This window comes from Rhodococcus sp. DT1 (genome assembly GCF_049844875.1).
Classification (GTDB): domain Bacteria; phylum Actinomycetota; class Actinomycetes; order Mycobacteriales; family Mycobacteriaceae; genus Rhodococcus.
Genome location: NZ_JBNCLW010000007.1, coordinates 158268 through 180296, shown reverse-complemented (window position 1 = coordinate 180296; position 22029 = coordinate 158268). Strand labels below are relative to the sequence as shown.

Below are 22029 nucleotides of genomic sequence, written 5' to 3'. Positions count from 1 at the left end.
CCTGCGAGGGCGGAGGTCTGATCGTGTGTGGACGATATGCAAGTCCCACCCCGATATCTGCCTTCCCCCAGCACTGGAGGTGATCTGCTCGCGGTGTATGACGCGGCCGCGGCGGTGGGGGAGGAGCTGCCGCCGTCGTACAACGTCGCCCCGACACAGCAGGTGAACGTGGTGCTCGAACGCGCGCCCCGCGACGAACCCGGTGCCTAACCTGTCCGAATGGTCAACTCCCAGGTCACATGGGGTTTGCCGTCGTGGGCGAAGGATCCGAAGATCGGGTCGCGGATGATCAACGCCCGGTCGGAGACGATCACGAGCATTATCTGCCCGTGACTCGTCGATTGGCGATGTGGGTAGGCTTCTGAGCTGCCAAGCGTGCCCACAAGCGGTTCGGAGCCGATTCGAGGTACCTTCGGCACGAGTTTGCAGGTGCATCCACTGCCGGCCGGATGCTTGAAGTGCTCGAGCATCATGTCGGCGTCGTCGCTGATCTTCCGACCGCCTTCGGATACTTGGCCGCCAACCTGGCTGCAGCGCAACCGCTCGACCGGGTGTGAGGTGACGGCGAAAGTCGCGTCGGCCGGCGTTCAGTCCCGAGTCGCTGACCGGCGATTCGACGTATCGGACGTTGCGGCGGATTCGTCATCACGACGGGTCAGCATTGTGCGCATCCGGGTCGGTTCGTCGACGTACACGCTGATGCGACTGATCTTTTCGGTTTTTCGCCGGGAGGGTAGGAGAGCGGGGAGTCGAGCGGGGACCGGGCGGGCAAGAGTCAGATCGACGTTCGTCCCGTCGGGGTTGGGGAGGTACAGGCGATCGTCCTTGATTGCCGGCGCGGTCTCGGTGAAGCGGCGGCCGACGGTGACCGATTCGATGTCGACCCGATCGACAACAGCCACCACCGAGCCGGATTGACGGAGAACAAGCGACGTGTCGGTCAGGTAGTGCGGGTTGGTGCGATGAATCGCCAAGTAGCCGAACAGCGCGAGCATCGACCAGACCGAGACGACCGCGAGGCTCACTCGAAGCCACATCCACGGCAGAAGCAGATGCAGCACCACGATCTCGACGACGGTTGCGACCGCGAAGGCCACCGGCAGCACGAGCGTTCCTTTGTGCGCACCGAGAACGATCGCGCCCGGTTCGACTCCGGAATGACGTCCACGGATCCACAGCCACAGCGCTCGGTACGCCCTGATCTCGGCGCGGATGAACAACCGGATCGGAGAATGGCCGAGCGCGGCCGCGACCGCGTCCCGAAGCCCGGCACCGTCGCGGCACTGGATCACGATCGCAAGGAGAAACGCGATGATCACCGCGCACCCGAGAGGAACCTCCACTGCCACGAACAACAGCACCGCCTGACGCGTACTGATCACACCGGCCACCAACAAGGTGGCGTCGACAACGAGAACGACCGCCGTCACCACTTGCGTCACTCGTTCGAATCGTCGAATCCGGTCGATCACCATCAGATGTCCTCAGGATTGGAGGACCGGGTGAACAGTTCTCGCTGCACCCGGAGAATGACCTCACGTTGTGCGGGGTCGGGAATCAGTTCGTCGAGCGCCAAAGTCCCGGCAACCCCGCCACCCTCCTCGTCGGCACCGTCGGAGGGCTCGATGATCCCCATCTGTTGTTGATCGAAGAACTCGAGAAGTCGCGCTGCGAGTGCATCGATCTCCGACTCGACCGAGTCCGGGCTGCACCCTTCGAGTTGTGACCACTGCGCAAGTAGCTTCAGGTACCGCTCGCGCCGGAGGTCGTCGATCATCGTTGCCTCGTAGCCCGTGAGCAGGAACTCGGGCGCGCTCCCCGACATCGAGAGGACTTCGACGAGGTCCCGGTCCAGCCGAAGAGCCGAACCGACCTCGACGGACGGAGCGCCGTCGATGGCGTCGGACAAGGCCGTGGCCAGTCCCGCGGGCAGCGCTGAGATCGGATTGCCGCGATCAACCTCGGCGAGCATCGCGGTGAGCTGCATCTTCTTGCGTGCGAGGATGTTCTGTTCCTTCTCGATGCCGGCGATCAAAGCCCGAAGGTCCGCGGCGACGTCGCGTTCGTCTTCACTCGATCTTTCGTCGGAGAGGATGGCGGCGACCGACCCGAGAGGAACTCCACTGGTCGCCAGCCAGCGGATTCGCATCAAGCGGACAGCGTCGGTGAGGGTGTATTCACGGTAGCCGTTGGATCGACGCCGCGGCTCGTTCAGCAGGCCGAGTCGGTGGTAGTGCCGCACGGTTCGCGTCGTTGTGCCGGCAAATCCGGCGAGCTGGCCTATTCGCATGAATCAAGTCTCAACCATGACGCAAGGTCAAGGTCAAGGGTTCCCCTGCCCACACCGGCGCTTTCGAGGAGTCGCCCGGCACGACGACCTCGCACCCAGCTGCGGGGACTGTCGCTGTTCTCTTCTCTTTGTTTCAAACCTGTTGGCCCGTAAACAACCCCGCGTGTTCTGTGAACCGGGCTGCAATGGGGACGAAACATCGCCTCGGTAGCTTGGGCGGTCCAACACCGACCGGAGGCTCATTGTGCCCGAACAGTTCTCACGAAATGCGGCAGAACTTCTCACGAGGGGTCTCGGCCGTCGCCGGTTCATTCAGAGCGTGGTAGCGGTCGGCGCCGGTGTGGGTGTGGCCGGGGCCGCCGCGGCATGCTCGGACGCATCAGCGGGACCGACAGTCTCCTCACCTGCTCTGCCGTATGCCGGCGGGGTTCCGATCCTGCAGCCGGGCCAAGGTGACCGGTCCGGCGACATATACCTGGGATCGCTCCCCGACGAAGTGCTCTGGGGCTACGTGCCGAATGTGCACACCAGTCCGGTGGTCCGGATGAGGTCGGGACAGACAATCACCATCGACACCGTCTCCCACGAGGGAATACTCGAAGACCAGGGCCGCAACCCCATCGACTACTTCGGTACGAAAGGTGTCGCCGCCGGCGACGTGCTCCAGGACGCTGCGGCGATCGCCGCCGAATACAACCGCACACCACGTGATTTCGGCAAGGATGGACCCCACGTAGTCACCGGACCGGTCTTCGTCGAAGGTGCCGAACCCGGCGATGTCCTCAAGATCGAGACATTGGAGATCATCCCCCGAGTCCCGTACGGTGTCGTCTCCAGTCGGCACGGCAAGGGTGCGCTTGCGAGGACCGGTGACGGTGGCGCACCCGCGGGTATAGACACAACCGAAGTGATGCCACCGGTCTCCACAGACGGGCGAGCCGGTGCCGATCCCACCTCGCACGGCAACGTATCGGTCTTCACGACCATCGAAAACGGGCTGGGGGTCATGCCCTTCGGGCAGAACTCTCGCGTCCAGTTTCCGCTCCGCCCGTTCATGGGCATGATGGGCGTCGCATTTTCCACCGACGCCGATCCGACCTCACCCAACTCGAACTCGATTCCGCCGACACTGGGTGGTGGCAACATCGATATCCGGTTGCTGGGCGAAGGTTCTTCCTTCTACCTACCCGTCTTCGCCCCCGGCGCACTCTTCTACGTCGGTGACCCGCACATGGCGATGGGGGACGGTGAAGTGGCGCTCACCGCAATGGAAGGTTCACTGCGCGGGACCTTCCGACTGACCGTCTGCAAACCAGGATCGGGAGATGCACCGAGTGTCGCCTACGGCTACCCGTTCGCGGAAACAACCGAGTCTTGGATCCCCATCGGGCTGTCCGACCCCGACGGCGCGATCGACGGTCAGGGCAGTGACCTCAATGTTGCGATGCGGAGGGCTGTCGTCAATGCTCTGGACTTCCTCGAAAAGGACCAGGGCATGGCCCGCGCGACCGCGTACGCATATCTCTCGGCAGCGGCCGACTTCACGGTGTCGCAGGTGGTCGACCGGACCGTGGGCGTTCACGGCCAAATCTACAAGGATCATTTCAGCTGATCATTGCGTGCGGCGGACGGCGCCGTTCGCGTGCAGAAGGGCGAGCTTCCTCACTTGTTCGCGCCTGGTCGAGGAGTGCAGTGACCAGCCTTGCAGTGCGCCGCGAACCGACCAACCAATCGTCGAGATCTGCCGCGACGAGATGCCGATCCTGCTCTCGACCGGTTGTCAGCGGCGTGTCACCCACTTGTTGGCCAACCGGTTGAGCCTTGCGGGTGAGCACTGCGCGACTGCGGCGAGCACTCGCGCCTGCCATCCCACCGTACGGTGCACCCCGCCCCAGGCGCGCCCCGCATTGTGGCGGCCGAGGATTGTGCCCGTGACGTCGACGTAAATGATCAGGCGGTGCCGTTTTCCCGGGGTTTCCTCGAACGGACCCGTCGACAGGATTGCAGTCCCTGATCATCGCGTTGGTTGCCAGGTGTGATGATCCTGGCAACCAACGCGCATAGTGGCGAAGGCTCGATCGAGGGCGAAATGCGCGACTTCTAGCGGCGCCGCCGAACGGACTCGCGCTGTAGAGCGGATTCCCTCATCGGAGCTTTCATACGCTCGGACGCGACCCGCCGACAATGCCTTCCGCTTCGATCTCAACCTTGAGTCCGGGTTCGACCAACGCGCACACCTGCACGAGAGTGGAACACGGGAAATCGCCGACGAACATTTCCGCGCGAGCGCGACCAACGGCAACCTTGTCGGCGATATCGGTGAGGTACACCCGTAGGACGAGGATGTCGTCGACGACCGCCCCGCAGGCTTCGGTCAATTCCTGTACACGTCGGAAGGCCTCGACCGCCTGTGCATAGGCGTCCTCACGGCCCACCACACCCTCGGGCGAACCGGCATGCATGCCGGAGATGAAAAATCTGTCGCCAACGACCCGCGCGTTGGAGAACATGCCGGGCCGGGGAGCGTCCGGGACGCCGATAGCGGAAATGCGAGTCATGTCGTGGCCGTCCGTGCATCCGATTCGCGGGTCAAACGTTCCCGGACGGGAACGAAGTCGTAAGTCGGGTAAAACTCGGTGGTGAACACGCCCCATGCGCGTCGTTCGAGTTCCACGTTCACCGAATTCAACTTCGATGCCGGAAGCCGGAGCGTGACGATCTGGCCCAGGCCCATCGCGACCACCCATGACACGATCTCGCAACCTTCGGGCGGGAATCCGTGCCACCAGTCGGCTTCGTCGAGTTTGCCCTGCAGTTCGCCCATGTTCTGCGACTGGTCGTGCCGTAGGAACACCGTCAGCATCAAGGTGCCCGAACCGGAGGTATTCATGTCCGCCGGAATAGTCGCGGTTTCAGTAGTGGTCATACGAGCTCACCGGCCAGGATCGCGGCCTGCTTCTTCGCATCCGCCCGGTAGATGCGCCGGATGCGCGACACCCCGAGGTCGTGCTGGTAGAGGTGTTCGTCGACATCGGCGTCGTCGGCGAGTACTTCGAGCACGACACGATCCTGCTCGAGAACCTCCCAGTGTTTTGCCTCGAGGCGCGTGCGATACAGGAAGCGCCACACCTCTCGCTCCCATCCCTGCACTTTGCGGGTGCGCCAGTGGAAGATCGCCGAGTTGTGCTCGTCGACGGGGCAGGACATACCCACGATTCCGAAGACTCCTCCGGGGCCGGCATTTTCGGCGTATGGAATCTCCAGGTCGACGTAGTCCATGGATCCGCGGACGTACTCGACCCAGTCGAAGTTCTTGCCACGCTGGTCGGTCTTCTCGAAGAAGAAGCCGCGGTCGGTTTCACGGATTCGGAAGCGTGCAGAGGTGTCTCCTGCAAACATCGAGTGCGAATCGCGATGCAGGAACGCACCATGCATGGGGTCGAGAACATTGTCCATGTAGAACCGCCACGGGCCCGCCCACTCGGCGTAGTTGGGAAACCACGAGTGTTCAGGTGACGCGAGGCGGTCAGGCAGAATGAATGGAGTCGGTTCGGAGTCGGCGGTGAGCGGGACGAACGCGAAGATGGTGTCGGCGGCTTCGACAACCTTCAGCGACACTGTGGCCTGCTTGCCTTCGAGAGCGCAACCCGGCATGCCGGGGACCGAAACGACCTTGCCGGTGCCGTCGACCTGGACGCCGTGGTACGCGCACGCGACCCGATCGCCGAGGTGCTGTCCGACGGACAGCGGGGCGCTGCGATGGGGACACCGATCTTCGAGCATGTGAACGACGCCCTGCGCGTCACGGAACAGCAGCCAGTCGATATTGAGTCGCTTGACCTTCTTCATCTCCCCGGACCCGACCATGCGAGAGGGAAGAATGGGGTACCAGCGGTCGCGCAGGCCGTACTTTGCCAGATCGTCGGCAGTCATCTCGCCGCGGATACCCACTGCGCGGCGGGAGCCGCCTCCGGTGCCGGTCGTTGAAGCGGTAGTGGTTGTAATCGTGGTCATGTCACTCTCCCAAACGTCGCATCTCGGCACGGAAGTTCTCTTCGGTCCAGTCCCCTCCATCGGGTGCGTGCAGACCAAGACCATTCAGGCTGGCAACGAGACCGGGTAGGTCATGGATGCCCTTGCCGAAGACCTCCATGATCGAACCGGAGAGCTTCATTTCGTAAGGGGTGAATGGCTCGAGGTGTGTCTGGTGCGCATCGAGGTACTGAGTAGTCGAGTCAGGCACGTGGGTTCTCCTGTCGGTTCGAGCTGTAAGCGGGTGGAGCACCGGAGTCTGCGAGACCCTCGGCGATGATGGTGAACGAGGTGACCCATTCGTTGAACGACGTCGGCCGCTCTTGATGGGCAGGGACGCGGCAACCGTCGATGACCACGAAGACGCCGTTGTCGATGCCACCGGCGATGGTTTGGGGCTGTTCGAGACAGGTCTCGTCACCGGCCTCGGGTACCGATGCGATGACGAGGGTCGGTGCAACGACCGTCCGTAGGAGATCCCGGTAGTCCTCGGATTCCGATGGCACAGCGGGATCGCCGAGAAGAAGACTGAGAACGAGTTCGGGCCGGCGGGTCGCGAACACGATCGCACCGTAGGCTGCGGGCCCGGTGGCCAGCAGATGAGACCGGCCATGCTCGACGAATCCTCCTGTCACTTCGTCCAGCCACCGTTCCAAGGAGTCGGTCTCGGCGATATCGAGCACCGTTTGGGTGCCGATGGGGAGCGCAGCGAGTGCGCGGATCTGGTCGGCGAAGTGGTCGGTCACTCCGGGGCCGTCGTGGACGCAGAGGATAGGTTCCCGCCGTTCGTCGTCGACGACGTTCCGCCCCGGGACAATGGTGCTTGCACCCACGCTGCTCACCTTCGGTCCTCTGCGACAGGGATGTGGACCGGCGGAGTGAACGCGCCCGGCGTAGGTGTCACTGCGGCGACATCGACCTCGATCAGTGCGGGACCGTGGGTTTCGATCGCCTCGCGCAGCGCCTTCTCGAAATGTCCTGGGCCTTGGACGATTTCGTAGGGCAGATCCATCGAAGCAGCGAGCAGATCGAACCGAGGTGTGTAGAGGTCGACGCCTGCGCGATCGAAGCCATTGGATTCCTGCATGTTTCGCAGCACTCCGTAACCGCCGTCGTTGAAGACGACGACTGTGCACCACGCGCCGCTGCCCGCCAGCGAGGCGAGCTCACCGAGATGAACGGCGAGACCACCGTCGCCGGCGATCACGACGGTGGGCACATGTGGACGTGCGAGAGCAGCTCCGATACCCATAGCCAGCCCCTGGCCGATTCCGCCGCCTAGCGGGAAGATGTTGGTGCCTCGTTCGTAGAAGGGAAGTAGCCTGTTTCCCCATTGACTGGACGGAATGGTCACGTCGCGTGCGACGACGGATTCACGAGGCAGCACCGTGCGGAGACCTTCGCAGATTTCGGCGTAACCACCGATGAAAGCTTTCAGACTCGAGCGCACCCCGTGTCGGGTGTCCGTCACCTTCTCCGCCCAGTTGGCTTCGGCTGCTGTGTGGGTGATCGAGGCATCGATGGCGGCGAGCGTCCGGGCGGCGTCGCCGATGATGCCGACGGTTGCCGGGTACACGCGTCCGACAGCTTCAGGATCGATGTCGATCTGAATCTGCGTTGCAGGCAGTTTCAGGTGGTAACTTCTGGTCTCGTTGGAACGGAAGTGCGTTCCGATGGCCAGGAGAAGATCCGATTCCTCGAGCAGCGACGCGGCGTCCGCATGTGTGGCGAAGTTGCCGATGACCAGCTCGTCGTCCTCCGGCACGATGGCGCGCCCGGAGTTGCTGGTGAACAGGCCCGCACCGAGTTTGTGGAGCAGTGAGGACAATTCGTCGCGTGCACCTGCGGCTCCGCCGCCGACCCAGATGAGGGGACGCTTCGCCTGTGCGAGCAGAGCCACGGCCGCGGCGATACCGGTATGGTCCAACGCGGGGAATGGGGCCGGCTCGAACTCGTACGGACGTTGTTCATCGGGTCGTGCGAGGTACTGCAGATCGGAAGGCCATTCGACGCTGGCCGGCCCGTATGGGGCACTGTCGATCGCTGAGATGGCTTCTTCGAGAACTGCTTCGACTTCCTTCGCATCGAGGATAGTTTTGGCGAACTTGGATACTGCGTCGAGCATCTGGAGTTGCTTGGGAACTTCGTGGATGACGCCTCGACACGTGCCGAGATACTCGCTCTCGATCTGTCCGGTGACATGGAGGACCCGGCTTCCGGCGGTCAACGCTTCTACCATCGATCCCGCGGCGTTGCCTGCTCCGGTACCGGTGCTGGTTATCGCGACTCCGATCTTGCCGGACGCGCGCGCGTATCCGTCGGCTGCGTTGACGACGGCGGCTTCGTGGCGCATCTCGACGAAGTTGAGTTCACGAGCCACGGCCTCGACGAGGGGAAGGTTGTGGATGCTTATCACGCCGAATGCGGTGTCGACGCCGTGCCGACGCATGACCTCGACCAGTACGTCACCGCCCGTGGGCTTCTTCCCCTCGGTGCTTTTGCTGGGTGTCATGGTGTCCTCCGTAGTACTCGATGGTTGTGAACGCTCGTCAGAGGTAGCGGCTGACGCCTCCGCCGACGTCGATCGACGCGCCGGTCGTGTAACTGCTCAGGGGCGACAGCAAAGTCACGATGTGGAAGGCAACCTCTTCGGCCCGGCCGAATCGGCCGAGTGCAATGCCCCGGTCGGCCGCGATCTCGGCGCTCCAGGCGTCGTAATCGAGATCGGTCTCGGAGTCCTCGAAGCGGCGTCGCCACTGTCCGGTGTCGATCAAACCGAGCAGTACCGAATTCACTCGCGTCCCGTCCTGAGCGAGTTCTCCGGCCATCGTATGCGTCAAGTTGAGGAGCGCGGCACGTGCCGCGGATGTGACGGCGAGCCGTTCTTCCGGTTGACGGGACAGTATGGCGTTGACGTTCACGACGGCGCCGGCGGTGGACGCGGCGAGTGCCTCACGCGCTGCGCGTACGACATTCCAGGTGCCGAAGATCTTGAGGTCGAACTCTTCCCGGATTTGATCATCGGCCGTGTCCGGCAACCGAGCCATGAGCGAGCGCCCAGCGTTGCAGACCACCCCGTCGATCCGACCGAAGTGCCCCACGGCGTCGCCGACGAACGTTTCGACGGCTGCGCGATCGGTGACGTCACAGCTTCCGGTGAAAACGCGATCGGAGTCGAGTCCCACGATGGTGGAAAGGGCATCGACCAATCGGTCCGCATCGCGGGCACAGGAAACGATATTCGCGCCTTCATCAGCGAGGTACCGGACGGTGGCAAGCCCGATACCCGAGCTGGCACCCGTTACGAGCACTGTGCGACCCGCTAGACCCAAGTCCATGATCGGCTCCTTCTCAGTTCATTACGAATCCACCGTCGACCACGATGGTCTGGCCGGTGATGTAGGCGGCGGCGTCGGACAACAGGAACTCGACGGTGCCGGCGACATCGTCGGGTGTCTGTTCGCGAGTTAGCGATCGGTTGTTCTCGTAGAGTGCGTATCTCGATGCCGGCACGGTCTCGGTCGCTTCGACGCGCGTAAGGCCGGGGGCCACGGCATTGACCCGAAGGCCGTGCGGTCCACCGTCTCGCGCCATCGTGCGGGTCATCGCCATAACTGCTCCCTTGGAACTCGTGTAGTGCACGAGGCGAGGTGAGCCGTAGAGCGCGGCGTCCGAGGCAACGTTGACGATCGCCGATTGCTCCCGCTCGGCCATCTGGGCGAAAAAGTGCTTGCTGACGAGCCAGGTGCCATAACTGTTCACGGTCATCACCCGCAGGAAGAAGTCTTCGTCGAGCTCCCAGAACGCGTCTCCACCCACGCCGTCGGCCAGGGCGGCATTGTTAACCAGGCCGTCGGCGCCTCCCAATTGGGCCACACGCTCCGTAAGGGCAATCACGGAATCGCGGTCTGCGATGTCGGTGACGATCCCCGCGACGTCGTATCCTCGACCGCGCAGATTCTTCTCCGCCGACTCGACGAGGTCGGGACGCTTTTCGGCGATCACGATCCGATTTCCCGAAGCGGCAAGCCGTTCGGCGATGGAGAACCCGAGACCACGTCCGCCTCCGGTTACGACGATCAATTTGCTCACTGCTGCACTCCTTCGTGGAAGGTGGTGATGTGGGCAGCCATCGCGTCGGGCTGTTCCTGCAGGGCGGCGTGTCCCGCCTCGAGGATCAGTCCGAAGCGGGCTCCGGGAATGGCGTCGGCGAGCAGTCGCGATTCGGCGACCCCCGTGATGACATCGTGTTCTCCGACGAGGACGAGGGTCGGTGCAGAGATGCGATGCAGATCCGGCCCGACATTCGAGGACGCCATGAATTGGGCTGCCGCCCGGTATCCGGGAATGCGGACAGTGGCCATGTCCTCCCGCACCGCTGCTTCGACGGACGGGTGATGACTGGGGGAGAGGAGTCGCTCCGCCCGACATTCTGCGAAGTGCTCGGCTCCGAATTGTTCGAGTTCGGTCACGCGGGAGAGCATTGCGGAGGATTTCTCCACCGATGTGCCCGATCCTCGGGTGCTGTCGGCGAGGATCAGGGAGCGAAACCGGGCAGGGTTCCGGAGGGCTGCACGCATGGCAATCACGCCGCCCCATGAGGTTCCGAACAGGTGAGCAGACTCGATGCCGAGATCGTCCAGGACGTTCTCGAGCACCACGCTGTGGTCGAGAACCTCATCGGCCGGGTCGAGCGAACGCCCGTAGCCCGGTGCGTCCCAGCAGATGGTGCGATAGCCGTGGCGTGTCAGACGAACGGCGAGCTCGGCACTCGAGCGGGCGCTGCCCCCGATTCCGTGCATCAGGACTATCGGTTCTGCGTCGTGGGCCCCGCGGATATCGAGTGCGACACCATGTCGGGTGACGTGTGTGTCCGCAGCACTCGCGTGTTCGGTCGCGATCATGAGGAACTCACTCTGAACCGATGAAGTAGTCGTCGATACCTGTGACCACTTCATCCCGGTGTCCCAGGTCGGCGAGGCCGGCCATCGCGGTTCGGACGCCCGTCGTGGGCGGGCCGGCGGTACCCCACTGGTCGGACAGTTCGGGGACACGACGCCATGTGCGGCAAAGCCACGAGTCCTCGTCGACCTGGGCGACTTCCGACGTGTATTCGCACACCAATCCGGCCGGGTCGGTGAAGTAGGAGAAGGTGTTGTCTCCCGGTCCGTGACGTCCCGGGCCCCACTGGGGTTCGATACCGTGGTGTTTGAGACTTCCGAGTCCGCGCATGAAGTGGTCGACACTGTGCATCTCGTAGGCGACGTGGTTGACGGACGGCCACGGTGCTTGGTTGAGGGCGATGACGTGGTGATCGGCATTGCATCGCAGAAAGGTCATCTGATGCTCGGACCAGTCAGAGATGCGCATCCCGAGGACTTCGACGTAGAAATCGGCCATGAGGTCGATATCGGTGGTGTTGAGCACCACGTGTGCGACCTTTCGGGGGATCGCCCTTCGTCCGGCGGGTTCCTGCTGCGGGACTGCATGCGTGTCGGCCGAGAGTTGGATGGCTCGGCCTTCAGGGTCCACGAGCGTCATCCCGTAGCCACCGGCGGCATCCTCGAGTCGCCCCGGTGGTCGAAGAATCGGAATGCCGATCTGCTCCAATCGTCGTGCAGCTTCGTCGATCGCCCGCGGTGTCTCGACGGCGAAGCTGATCTGATCGAGCCGATTCTGTTCAGCCGTAACCAATCGCAGTACATGATGCTCGTCGCCTGTGGCGCGCAACCAGAAGCGCCCTGCGTCGGCTTCGACCGTCGAGAGTCCCCAGACCTCGTGATAGAAGTCCCGCGAAGCCTGCGGATCGGGGACTCCGAGCGAAACCGATCGCAGTGCGCGCATGCGGACCACGGGTTCCTCGCTGTAGCGCATGTTTCCTCTTTCCGGTGGTGGAGCGTGTCTAGAGGTCGATGACGAGTTCTGCCGATCGGCATCGTGAAACGCACGGAAGCATGGTCGTTCCGGATGCGTGTTCGTCGGGACTGAGCACGAAGTCCCGATGGTCGACGTCGCCTTTGACAACGCCGATTTCACAGCTTCCGCAAATGCCCTCGGTGCACGATGAAGGCACGGGGAGGCCGGCCGACATGAGTGCATCGAGAACGGAGGTATTCGCATCGACGGTGATGCGCTGCCCGTTCGAGGAAATGACCACATCGAATGCGGTGTCGTCGCCGTCCGGGTTCACTGGCTGCTCGGGAGCCTTGAAACGCTCGATCCGAAGTCGCGCCGGGTCGTCCAACGCTTCTGCGCACGCATTCATCAACGGCTCCGGTCCGCAGCAGTACACGGTCGCGGTGGCCGGATGAGACGCCATCAGTGCACCAAGGTCGGGAAACGATCCGTTCGCCTCGTCGTCGGCGTGAATGGTGACCCGATCCACGGGAAAACCGGCGATCTCCTCGAGGTACGCCATGGTGGTACGCGACCGGCCAGTGTAGAGCAGGTGCCACTCTTTGTTTTGCTGCTGGAGGCGGCGGGTCATCGCAAGGATCGGAGTGATGCCGATACCGCCGGCGACGAGAACGTGATGCTCGGCGCGCTCGTCCAATCCGAAGGCATTGCGCGGGACGTCCACCTGGAGTGTCGCGCCCACGGGAAGTGCGTCGTGGACGGCGACACTCCCGCCGCGGGAGTCGGGCTTACGGAGGACGGCGACCGTCCAACGTCCCCGGTCCGATGGATCGGAGCACAAGGAGTACTCCCGGAGAAGCCCGTTCGGCAGGTGCAGGGCGATGTGTGCGCCCGGTTCCCAGCTCGGTAGGTCGTTGCCGGTCGGGTCGACCAGCGTGACACTCGTGACTCCTTCGGCTTCGTAGGTCTTCTGGTGGACCCGCAGAATTCTGTTCTCGGACATCAGGTTCTCCGTCCTTCGATAGCCCGCCGCCGGTCTCAGCGAGTGATACCGTGCATCGGCGAGCTCGGCGGGTAGGTCGGGAGCTGCGGCTTCGCGGTGCCGATGATGACGCAGAAGAGAGCGTCGGTGTCGCCGACGTTCTTCAGGCTGCGAGGCACTCCGGCGGGAACGCGGATCAGGTCGCGGTAACCGAGTGTCCGCTTCGCTGTCTTGGTGCCGTCTTCCACGTCGTGAACGGCGACCTCGAGATTTCCCTCCAGTACGAAGAAGACCTCTTCGACGTCGTGGTGGGTGTGCTCGGGACCGATGGCACCGACGGGCAGGCGCATGTTCGAGAAGGTGAAGTGGTCGGCCTTGATGGTGCGCGAATCGCCTTCGTGGTTTCCTGTGGCACCGGATCCGATGTAGCGGATCTGCGCGCGACGGAACTCTTCGCCGCCCTTCTCTGCCTGGAAGGCCAAGGTGTTCCAATCCTCGTAACGGGACGAAGCCGTGGCGATGCACGAGTCGATCAGCTCGTCGAGATCGGTTACCTGGTTCGAAGATTCAGTGGTAGTCATGGAATTTCACCTTTCGTGGAGAGTTTCAGGTCAGGCAGCGGTGTTCTTGTGCGCGATCGCTTCGATCTCAACGGTCGCTCCGTAGGGCAGCGCCGCGACCTGGACGAAGGACCGCGCGGGGCGAGGCTCGGAGAAAACGGTCTCGTAGTGGGCGTTCGCTTCGTCGCGCAGGGAGACGTCGGTGACGAAATAGGTGGTCTTGACGACGTCTTCGAGCGTCATGTGGACCGTGGCGAGACGCTCGCTCAATCGGTCGACCGCAGCCTGAAGCGCCTCCCGTCGTCCCTCCACGGCAACACCGTCGGTGTCGATGGACAGTGCGCCCGAGACGAATCCGAAACCCGCTTTTTCGAAAGCCGGGCTGTAAGGATGTGCGTTCACAGCAGTTCCTTCCTTTACTCGCTCTTCGGCGCGGCCCACGGAAGAGCACGACCGGAGAGATCGAGGTAGATGCTCTTCTGGTTCATGTACGAGCGGATTCCGTCGCGGCCCTTCTCGGTTCCGATGCCGCTGTCCTTGAGTCCGCTGAACGGCGTCGATATGGAGAATTGCTTGTAGGTATTGATCCAAACGGTCCCGGCCTGCACCGCCTTGGCGACCCGCCAGGCGCGCCGGTAGTCTGCGGTCCAGATGCCGCAGGCGAGTCCGAACACAGTGTCATTGGCTTGTTCGACCAGGTCGGCCTCGTCATCGAAAGGAAGGACGACGGCAACCGGTCCGAAGACCTCCTCTTGGCAAATGGTCGAGGTGTTCTCGACTCCCGTGAGGACGGTCGGCAAGTAGTAGGCACCGCGGGCCAGTCGGGGATCATCGGGAATTGCACCACCACACAACACCTGTGCTCCGTCGGCGACTGCTTTCTCGACCATTTCGGCGACGCTGTCGCGGTGGGAGAAGTTGATCAGCGGTGCGACCTGCGTGTCGGCTTCGGTCCCCGGCCCGACACGTAGTGTTCGGGTGGCGGCCACGAGCCGTTCGATGAACACATCATACTTGTTGCGCTGCACGAATACTCGGGAGCCGGCGATGCAGCTCTGCCCGGAGGATGAGAAAACGCCGAACAGGATCCCCGCGATCGCCTGGTCGATATCGGCGTCGTCGAAAACGATGGTGGGAGATTTTCCGCCGAGTTCGAGGGTGACCGGCATCAATTTTTCGGCGGCAACGTGAGCGAGTGCTCGTCCGGTGGTAGTGCCGCCGGTAAACGAAAGCCTGCCGACTCGCGGATGGCGAGCGAGAGCGGCGCCGACGGTATGGCCCGCTCCGGGAAGGACGGACATCACACCGGCGGGTAGACCGGCACGTTCACAGATGCGTGCCAGCAACAGTGTCACCCAGGGCGCCCATACGGGGGGTTTCGCGATCACAGCGTTGCCGGCTGCGAGTGCCGGGGCGATCTTCTGTGCGTCGGATGCGATGGGGGAGTTCCACGGCGTGATTGCGGCGATGACGCCGATGGGTTCGTGGGTTGCGAAGGTCAGGTAAGAGCCGCGGGAGGGTGTGATGGCATCCTCCATGGTTTCGAGTGCGGCAGCCATATAGCGGAACGTGCCGGCGGCGCTGCGTGCGAGTGCGGCGGTTTCGGCGAGTGTCTTGCCGGTGTCGATGGTCTGCAGGCGGGAGATCCGGCCGATCTCGTTGTCGATCTCATCTCCGATGCGATGCAGGATGAGTGCTCGCTCATGCGGAAGGGCGTTCGCCCAGCCGGATTCACGAATTGCGCGATGTCCTGCGTCGACGGCGAGGTCGACATCGTCGGCGGTCGCGGCGTGCAAGGTGGCGAAGATTTCGCCGGTCGCGGGATCGACCGACTCGATCAGTTGACCGGTCCCTCGGGTCCACTGTCCTGCCACGAAGATCTCGTCGATGGTGTCGGCAGCGAAGGTGCCCGGACGACCGGAGGTCGTGACGGGAGTATGTGTCGGTGCATTCATGGTCGGTAATCCGTTCTTGTCGGAAGCTGCACTGCCGAGAGGTTCGCTGCTCTTCCCTCCCTGTAGTTCACTACCAAGAGTCTGAGCTAAAAGATATTTTCCGTCAAGGTAATACGGTTAAATCGCGGTAAAGAGATCCGGCCGAAGACGTCATGGAACCCGTTCTCAGCCAATCAGGTTGGGGCGGCGAGTACGAGCAGCGAGTGTGCGGAGAATCGAGTAGGGCACCACTGCGCTCGTCCGGGGGTTGCCCTCTGACGGCAGATTCTCGATCCGTATGGAATAGCGCCCTACCGGGCCCGCGGCTTCCACTTCGTGCCGAGTCAGCGTCGCCGCGGGGTCGGCGTACAACTCGACGGTCACGTTGGTGCCGGCGCGCCGGCCACCCACCGCGAAAGCGACTGCAGCTGCGACGTTGAGCGACGCCGGGAACAGTCTGGCGGCGTCGGCGGGTGTGCCGGAGAAGACCAGTACCGGTCCGTCCGTGTGGACGATGCGCGCCACCTCAGCGTCGCCCATCCACGGTTGGATCAGAGCGCCGGGGCTCTTGGTGGACCGCACGAGAACGGAGTCGAACGGTGCTGCGTCGGCCGCGGCAGCCAGCACGTCGAGGCCGCCGATCGCCCCGTTCGTGCATACGAGCGTCCCGGGATGGGGTCGTTCCAGCATCGACGCGAGTTCGGCGTCGTACAGGGCACCCACCGACGAGACGATGAGGTCGCACCCCGAATCCAGAATCCGTTCCGCGTTCGCGCGCAATGCATCTCTACCTGCGCATTCCACCACGACCTCGGCGGATTGCAGCGCGTCGTCGAGGTCCATCACGAGTGCCGGAGCATCCACGACGGGTGACCGGCTGGTGACGGCCACCAGTTCGGCGCCGGCAACGGCCCCTTCGGCAAGGCGTTGTGCGACGATCCTTCCGATCGTCCCGTAGCCCATCACGGCGACCTTCATTCGGCCGGTGTTGGTCCCGGGTGCCTGTCCCGGGCGCACCGGCATCATCGTCCGGATCATTTCCGTCCTGCCTCGACGATCGCGGCGTGCACCCGTGCCGGAGTCATCGGGAGAGCGGTCAGCTGTGCTCCGCACGCGTCGGCGATCGCCTGCGCGATCGCGGGAGCAACCGGAAGCATGCCACCTTCTCCCATGCCCTTGGCCCCGAACGGCCCAGCGCCGTGGCCTTGTTCCTGAGTGATGGAGACGAATCGCTCGGGAATGTCCTCGGCCAGTGGCACCCGGTAGAGGAGTGCCTCGGCGTTGAGGAACTCCCCGGTGTCGCTGTAGCGCATCTCCTCGAACATCGCCTGAGCGAGACCGAACACCGCGGCTCCCTCGTCCTGACCCCGGCATCCGATCTTGTTCACGATCTTTCCGGCGTCACCACTGACCACGAGTTGTAGTACGTCGACCCTGCCGGTTTCGGTGTCGACCTCGACCTCTGCAGCGGCCCAACCGATCTCCCAGAACACGCACTGAGCTTCCAACGGGGCGCGATGGGAATTGCGTGCCTTGAAGAAGCCTTCTGAAGAGAACTCGAAGCCGGTGCCCCCGAACACCGCAACAATTGCAGGTGCGAGTGGGTGTACTTCCCCGTCCGGGGTATGGACGGCCCAGTCCTTCAGGAATGCAGTACCGGGATCGATATCGAGGTGCTCACCCGCCCAGGCGAGTACTTGATCGCGGAGTCTTCTTGCCGCGTCCTCCACGGCCTGGCCCATCACCGCGATACCGGACGAGGCATTGGTGCCCTGATCGAACGGCGCGGTGTCGGTATCGATTTTCGTATAGTGGACGCGCAGTGGGTCGGTACCGAGAACCTCCGCCACGATCTGGCACAAGGCGGAATGGCCACCCTGCCCCATCTCGGTGAGCGCACAGTTGAGCAGCACGTCGCCGCGAGTGGTGACCTTGACGCGCGCCGTCGCGGGCTTGTTGACGCCGCCGCCGTCCTTGACGCCGACGGCGACACCCATTCCACGTCGCTTTGTACCGGTCCGGGGAGACCGGTCGCGTTCGTGGTAGCCGACAGCTCCCGCGACGAGGCGCAATCCCGCGGCAAGATCGGAATCGATGTGCGACTCGCCGGGTACGAACTCCTCACCCAGCATTTTGACATTCTTGAGTCGAAGTTCGTACGGATCGATGCCAAGGCGTTCGGCTATGAGATCGACCTGTCGTTCGCTGGCCCATGTCGCCTGCGTGCCGCCGAAGCCGCGCATCGCGCCGGCAGGAACGGTGTTGGTGGTGACCACCTGACACACCGAGTCGATGTGCTTCCAACGGTAAGCGCCGGGCATCCGGTAGCCGGCCTTCTCCGCGACGAGTGGACTGTGCTCCGTGTGGGCACCGCCGTTGAGCAGGACCAGCGATTTCCGGGCGACGAAGGTGCCGTCTGCTTTCACTCCGGAGCGCACCGTAAGCGTCGCGGCGTGCTGAGACACCGTGAAAAACACCTCTTCGGTCGTCATCGCGAATCGCACCGCCCGCCCGCCACACAATTGCGACAACCGGATTGCGACAGGATCGGCCTTCGGCCCGTTCTTGGCACCGAATCCACCTCCGATAAACGGGACGTGCACGCGGACCCGATTCTCCGGAATGGTGAAGATCCGGGCGAGTTCCTTCCGCAGGTTGAAGGGCGACTGGGTGCTGGTCCACACTTCGATCTCTTCGGCGTTGGCCTCGGCGATCGTGACGAACGGTTCGAGATGCATGTGGTTCATCCGCGAGTAGTGGAAAGTGTCTTCGAAGATGTGGTCGCACTCGTCCCAGACATCAGGATCGCCGGTGCGGTAGCAGAATTCGTAAGGGACATTGCGTGAAGGGCGGAGGGATGCGGATGCCCCGTCGCCGTAGACGGGGAGAGCCCCGAACGGTACCTCCGGGTGAATCACCGGAGCGGATTCGTCCAATGCCTCGTGGACGTCGAACACAGCCGGTAGTGGCTCGTACTCCACCTCGATGAGATCGAGGGCAGCAAACGCGGTGCGTTCGTCGTCGGCGGCGACCGCGGCCACGATGTCACCGACGTAGCGTACTGCGTCCATGGCGACGGTCGGCTGATCCTTGACCATCGTGCCGTACGGCTGGAGGTCGGCCGCCTCCGTCCGGGTCAGAACGGCCCGGACACCCGGCAATGCTCGTGCCGCCGACGCGTCGATGGTAAGAATCCTGGCGTGTGCATGGGGGCTTCGCAGTACCTTGGCGTGCAACATGCCCGGACGGACGAGGTCGGCGCCGAAAACGGCTTTGCCGGTGACTTTGGCGCGAGCATCCATGCGGGGGCGGTCCCGGCCGATCAACTCGTGCGCGGCCGGGACGGTGGGAAGAGACCGAACCCGGTAACCGCCGATCGAGTCCGGATCGACAACGTGCTCGAAGGATTCGATGGAGGTCATGCCTCCTCCCCTCGGCCACAACCGCGGGCAGTGAGTTCGGCAGCGCGTTCCACGGACTCGAGGATCATCTCGTATCCGGTGCAACGACACGTATTGGACGAGATCCACTCTCGGATGATCCCGCGATCCGGCTTCGGTTCATGTCGGAGCAAACCGGTGGCGACCATCAGCATGCCGGATGTGCAGTAACCACACTGGCATCCGCCACACTCCGCAAAAGCCTGCTGCTGTGGTGACAAAGTGCCGTCAGGGGCTGCGAGGCCTTCGACGGTCTCGACCACCTTGCCGTCGACGGCGAAGGCGAATGTCGAACACGATGCGACCGGTACGTCATCGACGAGGACCGTGCAGGCTCCGCACACGCCGCGCTCGCACGACGCACGCACACCGTGGCAGTCGAAGTCATTGCGAAGCACGCCCAACAGCGTCATGTTCGACGCCACCGCGACGGAGCGCTTCTCACCGTTGAGTGTGAAGTCGAGGGTTGCGCTCGTCTCACCTTCGTCGAGTTCGGTCATCACGTGTTCCTTCGTTTCGTCACATTCTCCAGAAGCCTGCGCACCAGCACGGACACCAAGTGACGCCGATACTCGGCGGATCCGGTGTAGTCGGCGCACTCGTCCGGAAGCTGTTCGGCGAGCAGTTGCCCGGTAGCAAACGCATCGATCATGGCGAGGTCGTCGACCAGGGTGTGGAGGACGTAACCGGACCGGTATTCGGATCCGGCGACCGCCCGCACGGCCAGTCCACCGGCCACGCGCCGTACCGCGAGAGCGACGGTCGCGGTGGGCCGCATCGAACGCTCGTATCCGAACCACACGAGGTCGGAAGTGTCGATCTCTACTACCTCGAGGAGTCGTCCGGTTGGGTCGCATACACGCCGAGCGTCGAGCGCACTCAACATGAGGTGCATCTCGTACCGTGTCCGTCCGGCCATGAGGTTTCCACCGATGGTGCCGGTGTACCGGATCCGGATCGTGGCAATCGAAGACCACGCGGTAGCGAAATTCGGGATTGCTTGGATCACCGTAGGATTCGACGATCCCTGGTGGTGGCTGACAGTAGAGCCGATCTTCAGGACCCCGTCGGTGTTCATGCTGATCCGCCGCAATTCATCCACCTGCTGCAACGAGATCAAACGTTCGATGCGCTCACCCTCACGGATTCGGGCGAACAGGTCGCTGCATCCAGCGGCGAGGGTCGACTCGGGATGGCGGGCGACGAGTTGCCTGGCGGTCGCGAGGTCGGACGGCTGGTGCAGAACGAACGGCGGCATCCCGGACTGGTTCTGGGCGATCAAGCCGGCGCCCGCCATCTGCATTCGCATCAGACTTCCTCGGCTCGGCGGAGCAGGCGGGTCACGTGTGCCCTGATCTCGACGAAGCGCGGATCTTCCTTGGTTTCGATCTGGTCGCGCGGGCGGGGGAGGTCCACTTCGATGGTTTCCGCGACGACGCTCGGCGGCTTGGACAACACGATGATGTGGTCTGCCAGGTAGACGCTTTCGTCGATGTCGTGCGTGACCACGAGAACTGTGACCCCGAGCTTTGCCTGGATCGAGAGCAGCAGGTCTTCGAGGTCGGCTCGGGTCTGTGCATCCACCGATGCGTACGGCTCATCCATCAGCAGCAATGTGGGATGGCACGCGAGAGCACGGGCGATCGCGACGCGTTGCTGCATGCCACCGGACATCTGCCAGGGGTAGAGCTTCTCTTTACCGGAGAGACCGACGGCATCGATCGCCTCCTGCACGCGAACTTTGCGTTCGGCGGCGGGCAGATGCTTGAGGGGGAATGCGATGTTCTTGTCGACGTGCATCCACGGGAAGAGGGAGCGCGAGTAGTCCTGGAACACCATTGCCAGTCCGTCCGGCACTCCGTCGACGTATTCCCCGTTGAAGGTCACCGTGCCGTCGGACGGGACATCCAATCCGCTGATGATGCGCAATAGGGTCGACTTGCCGCAACCGGAGGGCCCGACGATGACACTGACCTTGCCGGCCGGTACGTCGGCGGTGATCGACCGGACCGCGAGGTTGGTGCCGTAGGTCTTCGATACTCCGACGAGAGCGAGTTCGGCGGACGCAGTTCGGTTGAGTTCGGTGCTAGTCATTTTGTTCGGTCACTCCTCGATGCCAGGCCAAGGCACGTCGTTCGACGGCCACGAATACGAGATTCATGAAGACACCGAGGGCAGCGAGCACGATGAGCACGGACCAGAACCCGGTGTAGTCGAAATTGCGCTGGGTCATCACAAGTTGGTAACCCAGTCCGTTCTCCGCCTTCTGCAGTTCGGAGATGATCATGATGATGAGAGAAAGCGACATGGCGGTGCGCACCCCGGCGAAAATTTTGGGGGCTGCGCCGGGAAGCACGATCTTGGTGAGGACATCCCATCGGGAGATCTTGAAGATTGCCGCTGCTTGCGTACGACCGGTGCCGATGGACTGAACACCGTCGATGGTGTTGAAGAGGATCGGCCACACCACCGAGAATGCGATCAGAAAGATCTTCGGGCTGTCACCCGTGCCGAAGAGCAAGAAGAACACTCCGAGGAGGGCGGGTGAGGGGAGTGAGCGCCCGAGATGGATGAGCGGCGCGAAAAGTGCTGTGAGCACGGGATTGATACCGAGTGCGATACCCAGGCCGACACCGATCGTCACGGCGAGTGCCAGGCCCGCCAGCGCTCGGTAGACGCTGGGAAACAGGTGCTCGATGGTGGCGTCGCCGAGGAACAGGTGCCCGGCGTCGGTGCTCAAGAAATCGGTGAACACCCGCGTGAAGGCGTCGAAGGGATTGGCGACGAAAAGCGAGCCGATCTCCGACTCGGACAATCCATACCACGCGGCGAGGAGAAGGACCGGGACGATGATACGAATTCCTGCTCGCCCGGCAAGACGAGTCGCTACCTGGGAAGCGCGTCGAGGTGCGCTGGTCACCGGCGAAAGGCGCAC

23 protein-coding genes and 1 pseudogene are annotated in these 22029 nt (G+C 63.3%); 2 read left to right on the top strand and 22 right to left on the bottom strand.

The genetic code is table 11. The features are described from left to right. Positions 1-36: 36 nt before the first annotated feature. Positions 37-315: pseudogene (locus ACLQ3J_RS18475) on the top strand (SOS response-associated peptidase family protein); the annotation flags it as partial. 272 nt (positions 316-587) lie between these two features. Here the strand turns inward: ACLQ3J_RS18475 and ACLQ3J_RS18470 are convergent. Together ACLQ3J_RS18470 and ACLQ3J_RS18465 are read right to left on the bottom strand one after the other, a co-directional pair. Then, a complete protein-coding gene (locus ACLQ3J_RS18470; RefSeq protein ID WP_425904109.1) occupies positions 588-1442 on the bottom strand; it encodes a hypothetical protein in 855 nt (284 codons plus the stop codon). 32 nt (positions 1443-1474) lie between these two features. Continuing rightward, positions 1475-2290 (bottom strand): MerR family transcriptional regulator, encoded by an 816-nt coding sequence (locus ACLQ3J_RS18465; RefSeq protein ID WP_425904107.1) that lies wholly within the window; start codon positions 2288-2290, stop codon positions 1475-1477. Between the two features lie 244 nt (positions 2291-2534). On the opposite strand from ACLQ3J_RS18465, the gene ACLQ3J_RS18460 reads away from it, so the two are divergent. Then, positions 2535-3902, top strand: a complete 1368-nt coding sequence (locus ACLQ3J_RS18460) for an acetamidase/formamidase family protein (protein ID WP_425904106.1) — start codon at positions 2535-2537, stop codon at positions 3900-3902. A 544-nt stretch (positions 3903-4446) separates the two neighbouring features. Here ACLQ3J_RS18460 and ACLQ3J_RS18455 read toward each other — a convergent pair. The 20 genes from ACLQ3J_RS18455 to ACLQ3J_RS18360 form a co-directional block, all read right to left on the bottom strand. After that, positions 4447-4848: a RidA family protein gene (locus ACLQ3J_RS18455; RefSeq protein WP_169653098.1), complete on the bottom strand. Its 402-nt coding sequence runs from the start codon at positions 4846-4848 to the stop codon at positions 4447-4449. After that, the gene (locus ACLQ3J_RS18450) at positions 4845-5216 is read right to left on the bottom strand and encodes a hypothetical protein (RefSeq protein WP_425904105.1); all 372 of its coding nucleotides are present in this window, start codon (positions 5214-5216) and stop codon (positions 4845-4847) included. The genes ACLQ3J_RS18455 and ACLQ3J_RS18450 overlap by 4 nt, the downstream gene beginning before the upstream one ends. Beyond that, positions 5213-6304: a Rieske 2Fe-2S domain-containing protein gene (locus ACLQ3J_RS18445; RefSeq protein ID WP_169653099.1), complete on the bottom strand. Its 1092-nt coding sequence runs from the start codon at positions 6302-6304 to the stop codon at positions 5213-5215. The genes ACLQ3J_RS18450 and ACLQ3J_RS18445 overlap by 4 nt, the downstream gene beginning before the upstream one ends. A 1-nt stretch (position 6305) precedes the next feature. Continuing rightward, positions 6306-6533, bottom strand: coding sequence for a recombinase-like helix-turn-helix domain-containing protein (locus tag ACLQ3J_RS18440; RefSeq protein WP_169653100.1), 228 nt, complete (start codon positions 6531-6533; stop codon positions 6306-6308). Beyond that, positions 6526-7155 carry an alpha/beta fold hydrolase gene (locus ACLQ3J_RS18435; protein WP_169653101.1) on the bottom strand — a complete coding sequence of 210 codons (630 nt, stop codon included), beginning with the start codon at positions 7153-7155 and terminating at the stop codon, positions 6526-6528. Before ACLQ3J_RS18435 ends, ACLQ3J_RS18440 begins: the two co-directional genes overlap by 8 nt. A gap of 5 nt (positions 7156-7160) precedes the next feature. Beyond that, the gene (locus tag ACLQ3J_RS18430; RefSeq protein ID WP_169653102.1) at positions 7161-8834 is read right to left on the bottom strand and encodes a thiamine pyrophosphate-binding protein; all 1674 of its coding nucleotides are present in this window, start codon (positions 8832-8834) and stop codon (positions 7161-7163) included. Positions 8835-8871: 37 nt separating this feature from the next. Next, a complete protein-coding gene (locus ACLQ3J_RS18425) occupies positions 8872-9660 on the bottom strand; it encodes an SDR family oxidoreductase (RefSeq protein WP_169653103.1) in 789 nt (262 codons plus the stop codon). A gap of 13 nt (positions 9661-9673) precedes the next feature. Continuing rightward, positions 9674-10414, bottom strand: coding sequence for an SDR family oxidoreductase (locus tag ACLQ3J_RS18420; protein ID WP_425904104.1), 741 nt, complete (start codon positions 10412-10414; stop codon positions 9674-9676). After that, a complete protein-coding gene (locus ACLQ3J_RS18415; RefSeq protein ID WP_169653105.1) occupies positions 10411-11226 on the bottom strand; it encodes an alpha/beta fold hydrolase in 816 nt (271 codons plus the stop codon). Before ACLQ3J_RS18415 ends, ACLQ3J_RS18420 begins: the two co-directional genes overlap by 4 nt. 7 nt (positions 11227-11233) lie before the next feature. Beyond that, on the bottom strand, positions 11234-12196 hold the full coding sequence (locus ACLQ3J_RS18410; protein WP_169653106.1) for a VOC family protein: 963 nt from the start codon (positions 12194-12196) through the stop codon (positions 11234-11236). A gap of 28 nt (positions 12197-12224) precedes the next feature. Beyond that, the gene (locus tag ACLQ3J_RS18405; RefSeq protein WP_425904103.1) at positions 12225-13181 is read right to left on the bottom strand and encodes a PDR/VanB family oxidoreductase; all 957 of its coding nucleotides are present in this window, start codon (positions 13179-13181) and stop codon (positions 12225-12227) included. 35 nt (positions 13182-13216) lie between these two features. Continuing rightward, entirely contained in the window at positions 13217-13741 is a 525-nt protein-coding gene (locus ACLQ3J_RS18400) for a cupin domain-containing protein (RefSeq protein WP_169653108.1), read from the bottom strand. 30 nt (positions 13742-13771) lie between these two features. Further along, positions 13772-14122, bottom strand: a complete 351-nt coding sequence (locus ACLQ3J_RS18395) for a Rid family hydrolase (protein ID WP_169653109.1) — start codon at positions 14120-14122, stop codon at positions 13772-13774. 14 nt (positions 14123-14136) lie between these two features. Next, positions 14137-15675 (bottom strand): aldehyde dehydrogenase, encoded by a 1539-nt coding sequence (locus tag ACLQ3J_RS18390; protein WP_425904102.1) that lies wholly within the window; start codon positions 15673-15675, stop codon positions 14137-14139. 165 nt (positions 15676-15840) lie between these two features. Further along, the gene (locus ACLQ3J_RS18385; RefSeq protein WP_425904101.1) at positions 15841-16692 is read right to left on the bottom strand and encodes an aspartate dehydrogenase domain-containing protein; all 852 of its coding nucleotides are present in this window, start codon (positions 16690-16692) and stop codon (positions 15841-15843) included. Continuing rightward, positions 16689-19076 (bottom strand): xanthine dehydrogenase family protein molybdopterin-binding subunit, encoded by a 2388-nt coding sequence (locus tag ACLQ3J_RS18380; protein ID WP_169653112.1) that lies wholly within the window; start codon positions 19074-19076, stop codon positions 16689-16691. Before ACLQ3J_RS18380 ends, ACLQ3J_RS18385 begins: the two co-directional genes overlap by 4 nt. Further along, positions 19073-19594, bottom strand: a complete 522-nt coding sequence (locus ACLQ3J_RS18375; RefSeq protein WP_169653113.1) for a (2Fe-2S)-binding protein — start codon at positions 19592-19594, stop codon at positions 19073-19075. The genes ACLQ3J_RS18380 and ACLQ3J_RS18375 overlap by 4 nt, the downstream gene beginning before the upstream one ends. Further along, complete coding sequence (locus tag ACLQ3J_RS18370) at positions 19594-20403, bottom strand: FAD binding domain-containing protein (RefSeq protein WP_169653114.1); 810 nt, start codon at positions 20401-20403, stop codon at positions 19594-19596. The genes ACLQ3J_RS18375 and ACLQ3J_RS18370 overlap by 1 nt, the downstream gene beginning before the upstream one ends. After that, positions 20403-21188 (bottom strand): ABC transporter ATP-binding protein, encoded by a 786-nt coding sequence (locus ACLQ3J_RS18365; protein WP_169653115.1) that lies wholly within the window; start codon positions 21186-21188, stop codon positions 20403-20405. The genes ACLQ3J_RS18370 and ACLQ3J_RS18365 overlap by 1 nt, the downstream gene beginning before the upstream one ends. After that, positions 21181-22014, bottom strand: a complete 834-nt coding sequence (locus ACLQ3J_RS18360; protein WP_425904100.1) for an ABC transporter permease — start codon at positions 22012-22014, stop codon at positions 21181-21183. Before ACLQ3J_RS18360 ends, ACLQ3J_RS18365 begins: the two co-directional genes overlap by 8 nt. Positions 22015-22029 lie beyond the last annotated feature (15 nt).

Coding starts and splice junctions, on each gene's coding strand:
- ACLQ3J_RS18430 (WP_169653102.1), bottom strand. CDS start 8,834: ATGACACCCAGCAAAAGCACCGAGGGGAAGAAGCCCACGGGCGGTGAC.
- ACLQ3J_RS18365 (WP_169653115.1), bottom strand. CDS start 21,188: ATGACTAGCACCGAACTCAACCGAACTGCGTCCGCCGAACTCGCTCTC.
- ACLQ3J_RS18390 (WP_425904102.1), bottom strand. CDS start 15,675: ATGAATGCACCGACACATACTCCCGTCACGACCTCCGGTCGTCCGGGC.
- ACLQ3J_RS18405 (WP_425904103.1), bottom strand. CDS start 13,181: ATGTCCGAGAACAGAATTCTGCGGGTCCACCAGAAGACCTACGAAGCC.
- ACLQ3J_RS18410 (WP_169653106.1), bottom strand. CDS start 12,196: ATGCGCTACAGCGAGGAACCCGTGGTCCGCATGCGCGCACTGCGATCG.
- ACLQ3J_RS18415 (WP_169653105.1), bottom strand. CDS start 11,226: ATGATCGCGACCGAACACGCGAGTGCTGCGGACACACACGTCACCCGA.
- ACLQ3J_RS18385 (WP_425904101.1), bottom strand. CDS start 16,692: ATGATCCGGACGATGATGCCGGTGCGCCCGGGACAGGCACCCGGGACC.
- ACLQ3J_RS18425 (WP_169653103.1), bottom strand. CDS start 9,660: ATGGACTTGGGTCTAGCGGGTCGCACAGTGCTCGTAACGGGTGCCAGC.
- ACLQ3J_RS18370 (WP_169653114.1), bottom strand. CDS start 20,403: ATGCGAATGCAGATGGCGGGCGCCGGCTTGATCGCCCAGAACCAGTCC.
- ACLQ3J_RS18450 (WP_425904105.1), bottom strand. CDS start 5,216: ATGACCACTACTGAAACCGCGACTATTCCGGCGGACATGAATACCTCC.
- ACLQ3J_RS18380 (WP_169653112.1), bottom strand. CDS start 19,076: ATGACCTCCATCGAATCCTTCGAGCACGTTGTCGATCCGGACTCGATC.
- ACLQ3J_RS18445 (WP_169653099.1), bottom strand. CDS start 6,304: ATGACCACGATTACAACCACTACCGCTTCAACGACCGGCACCGGAGGC.
- ACLQ3J_RS18375 (WP_169653113.1), bottom strand. CDS start 19,594: ATGACCGAACTCGACGAAGGTGAGACGAGCGCAACCCTCGACTTCACA.
- ACLQ3J_RS18455 (WP_169653098.1), bottom strand. CDS start 4,848: ATGACTCGCATTTCCGCTATCGGCGTCCCGGACGCTCCCCGGCCCGGC.
- ACLQ3J_RS18400 (WP_169653108.1), bottom strand. CDS start 13,741: ATGACTACCACTGAATCTTCGAACCAGGTAACCGATCTCGACGAGCTG.
- ACLQ3J_RS18465 (WP_425904107.1), bottom strand. CDS start 2,290: ATGCGAATAGGCCAGCTCGCCGGATTTGCCGGCACAACGACGCGAACC.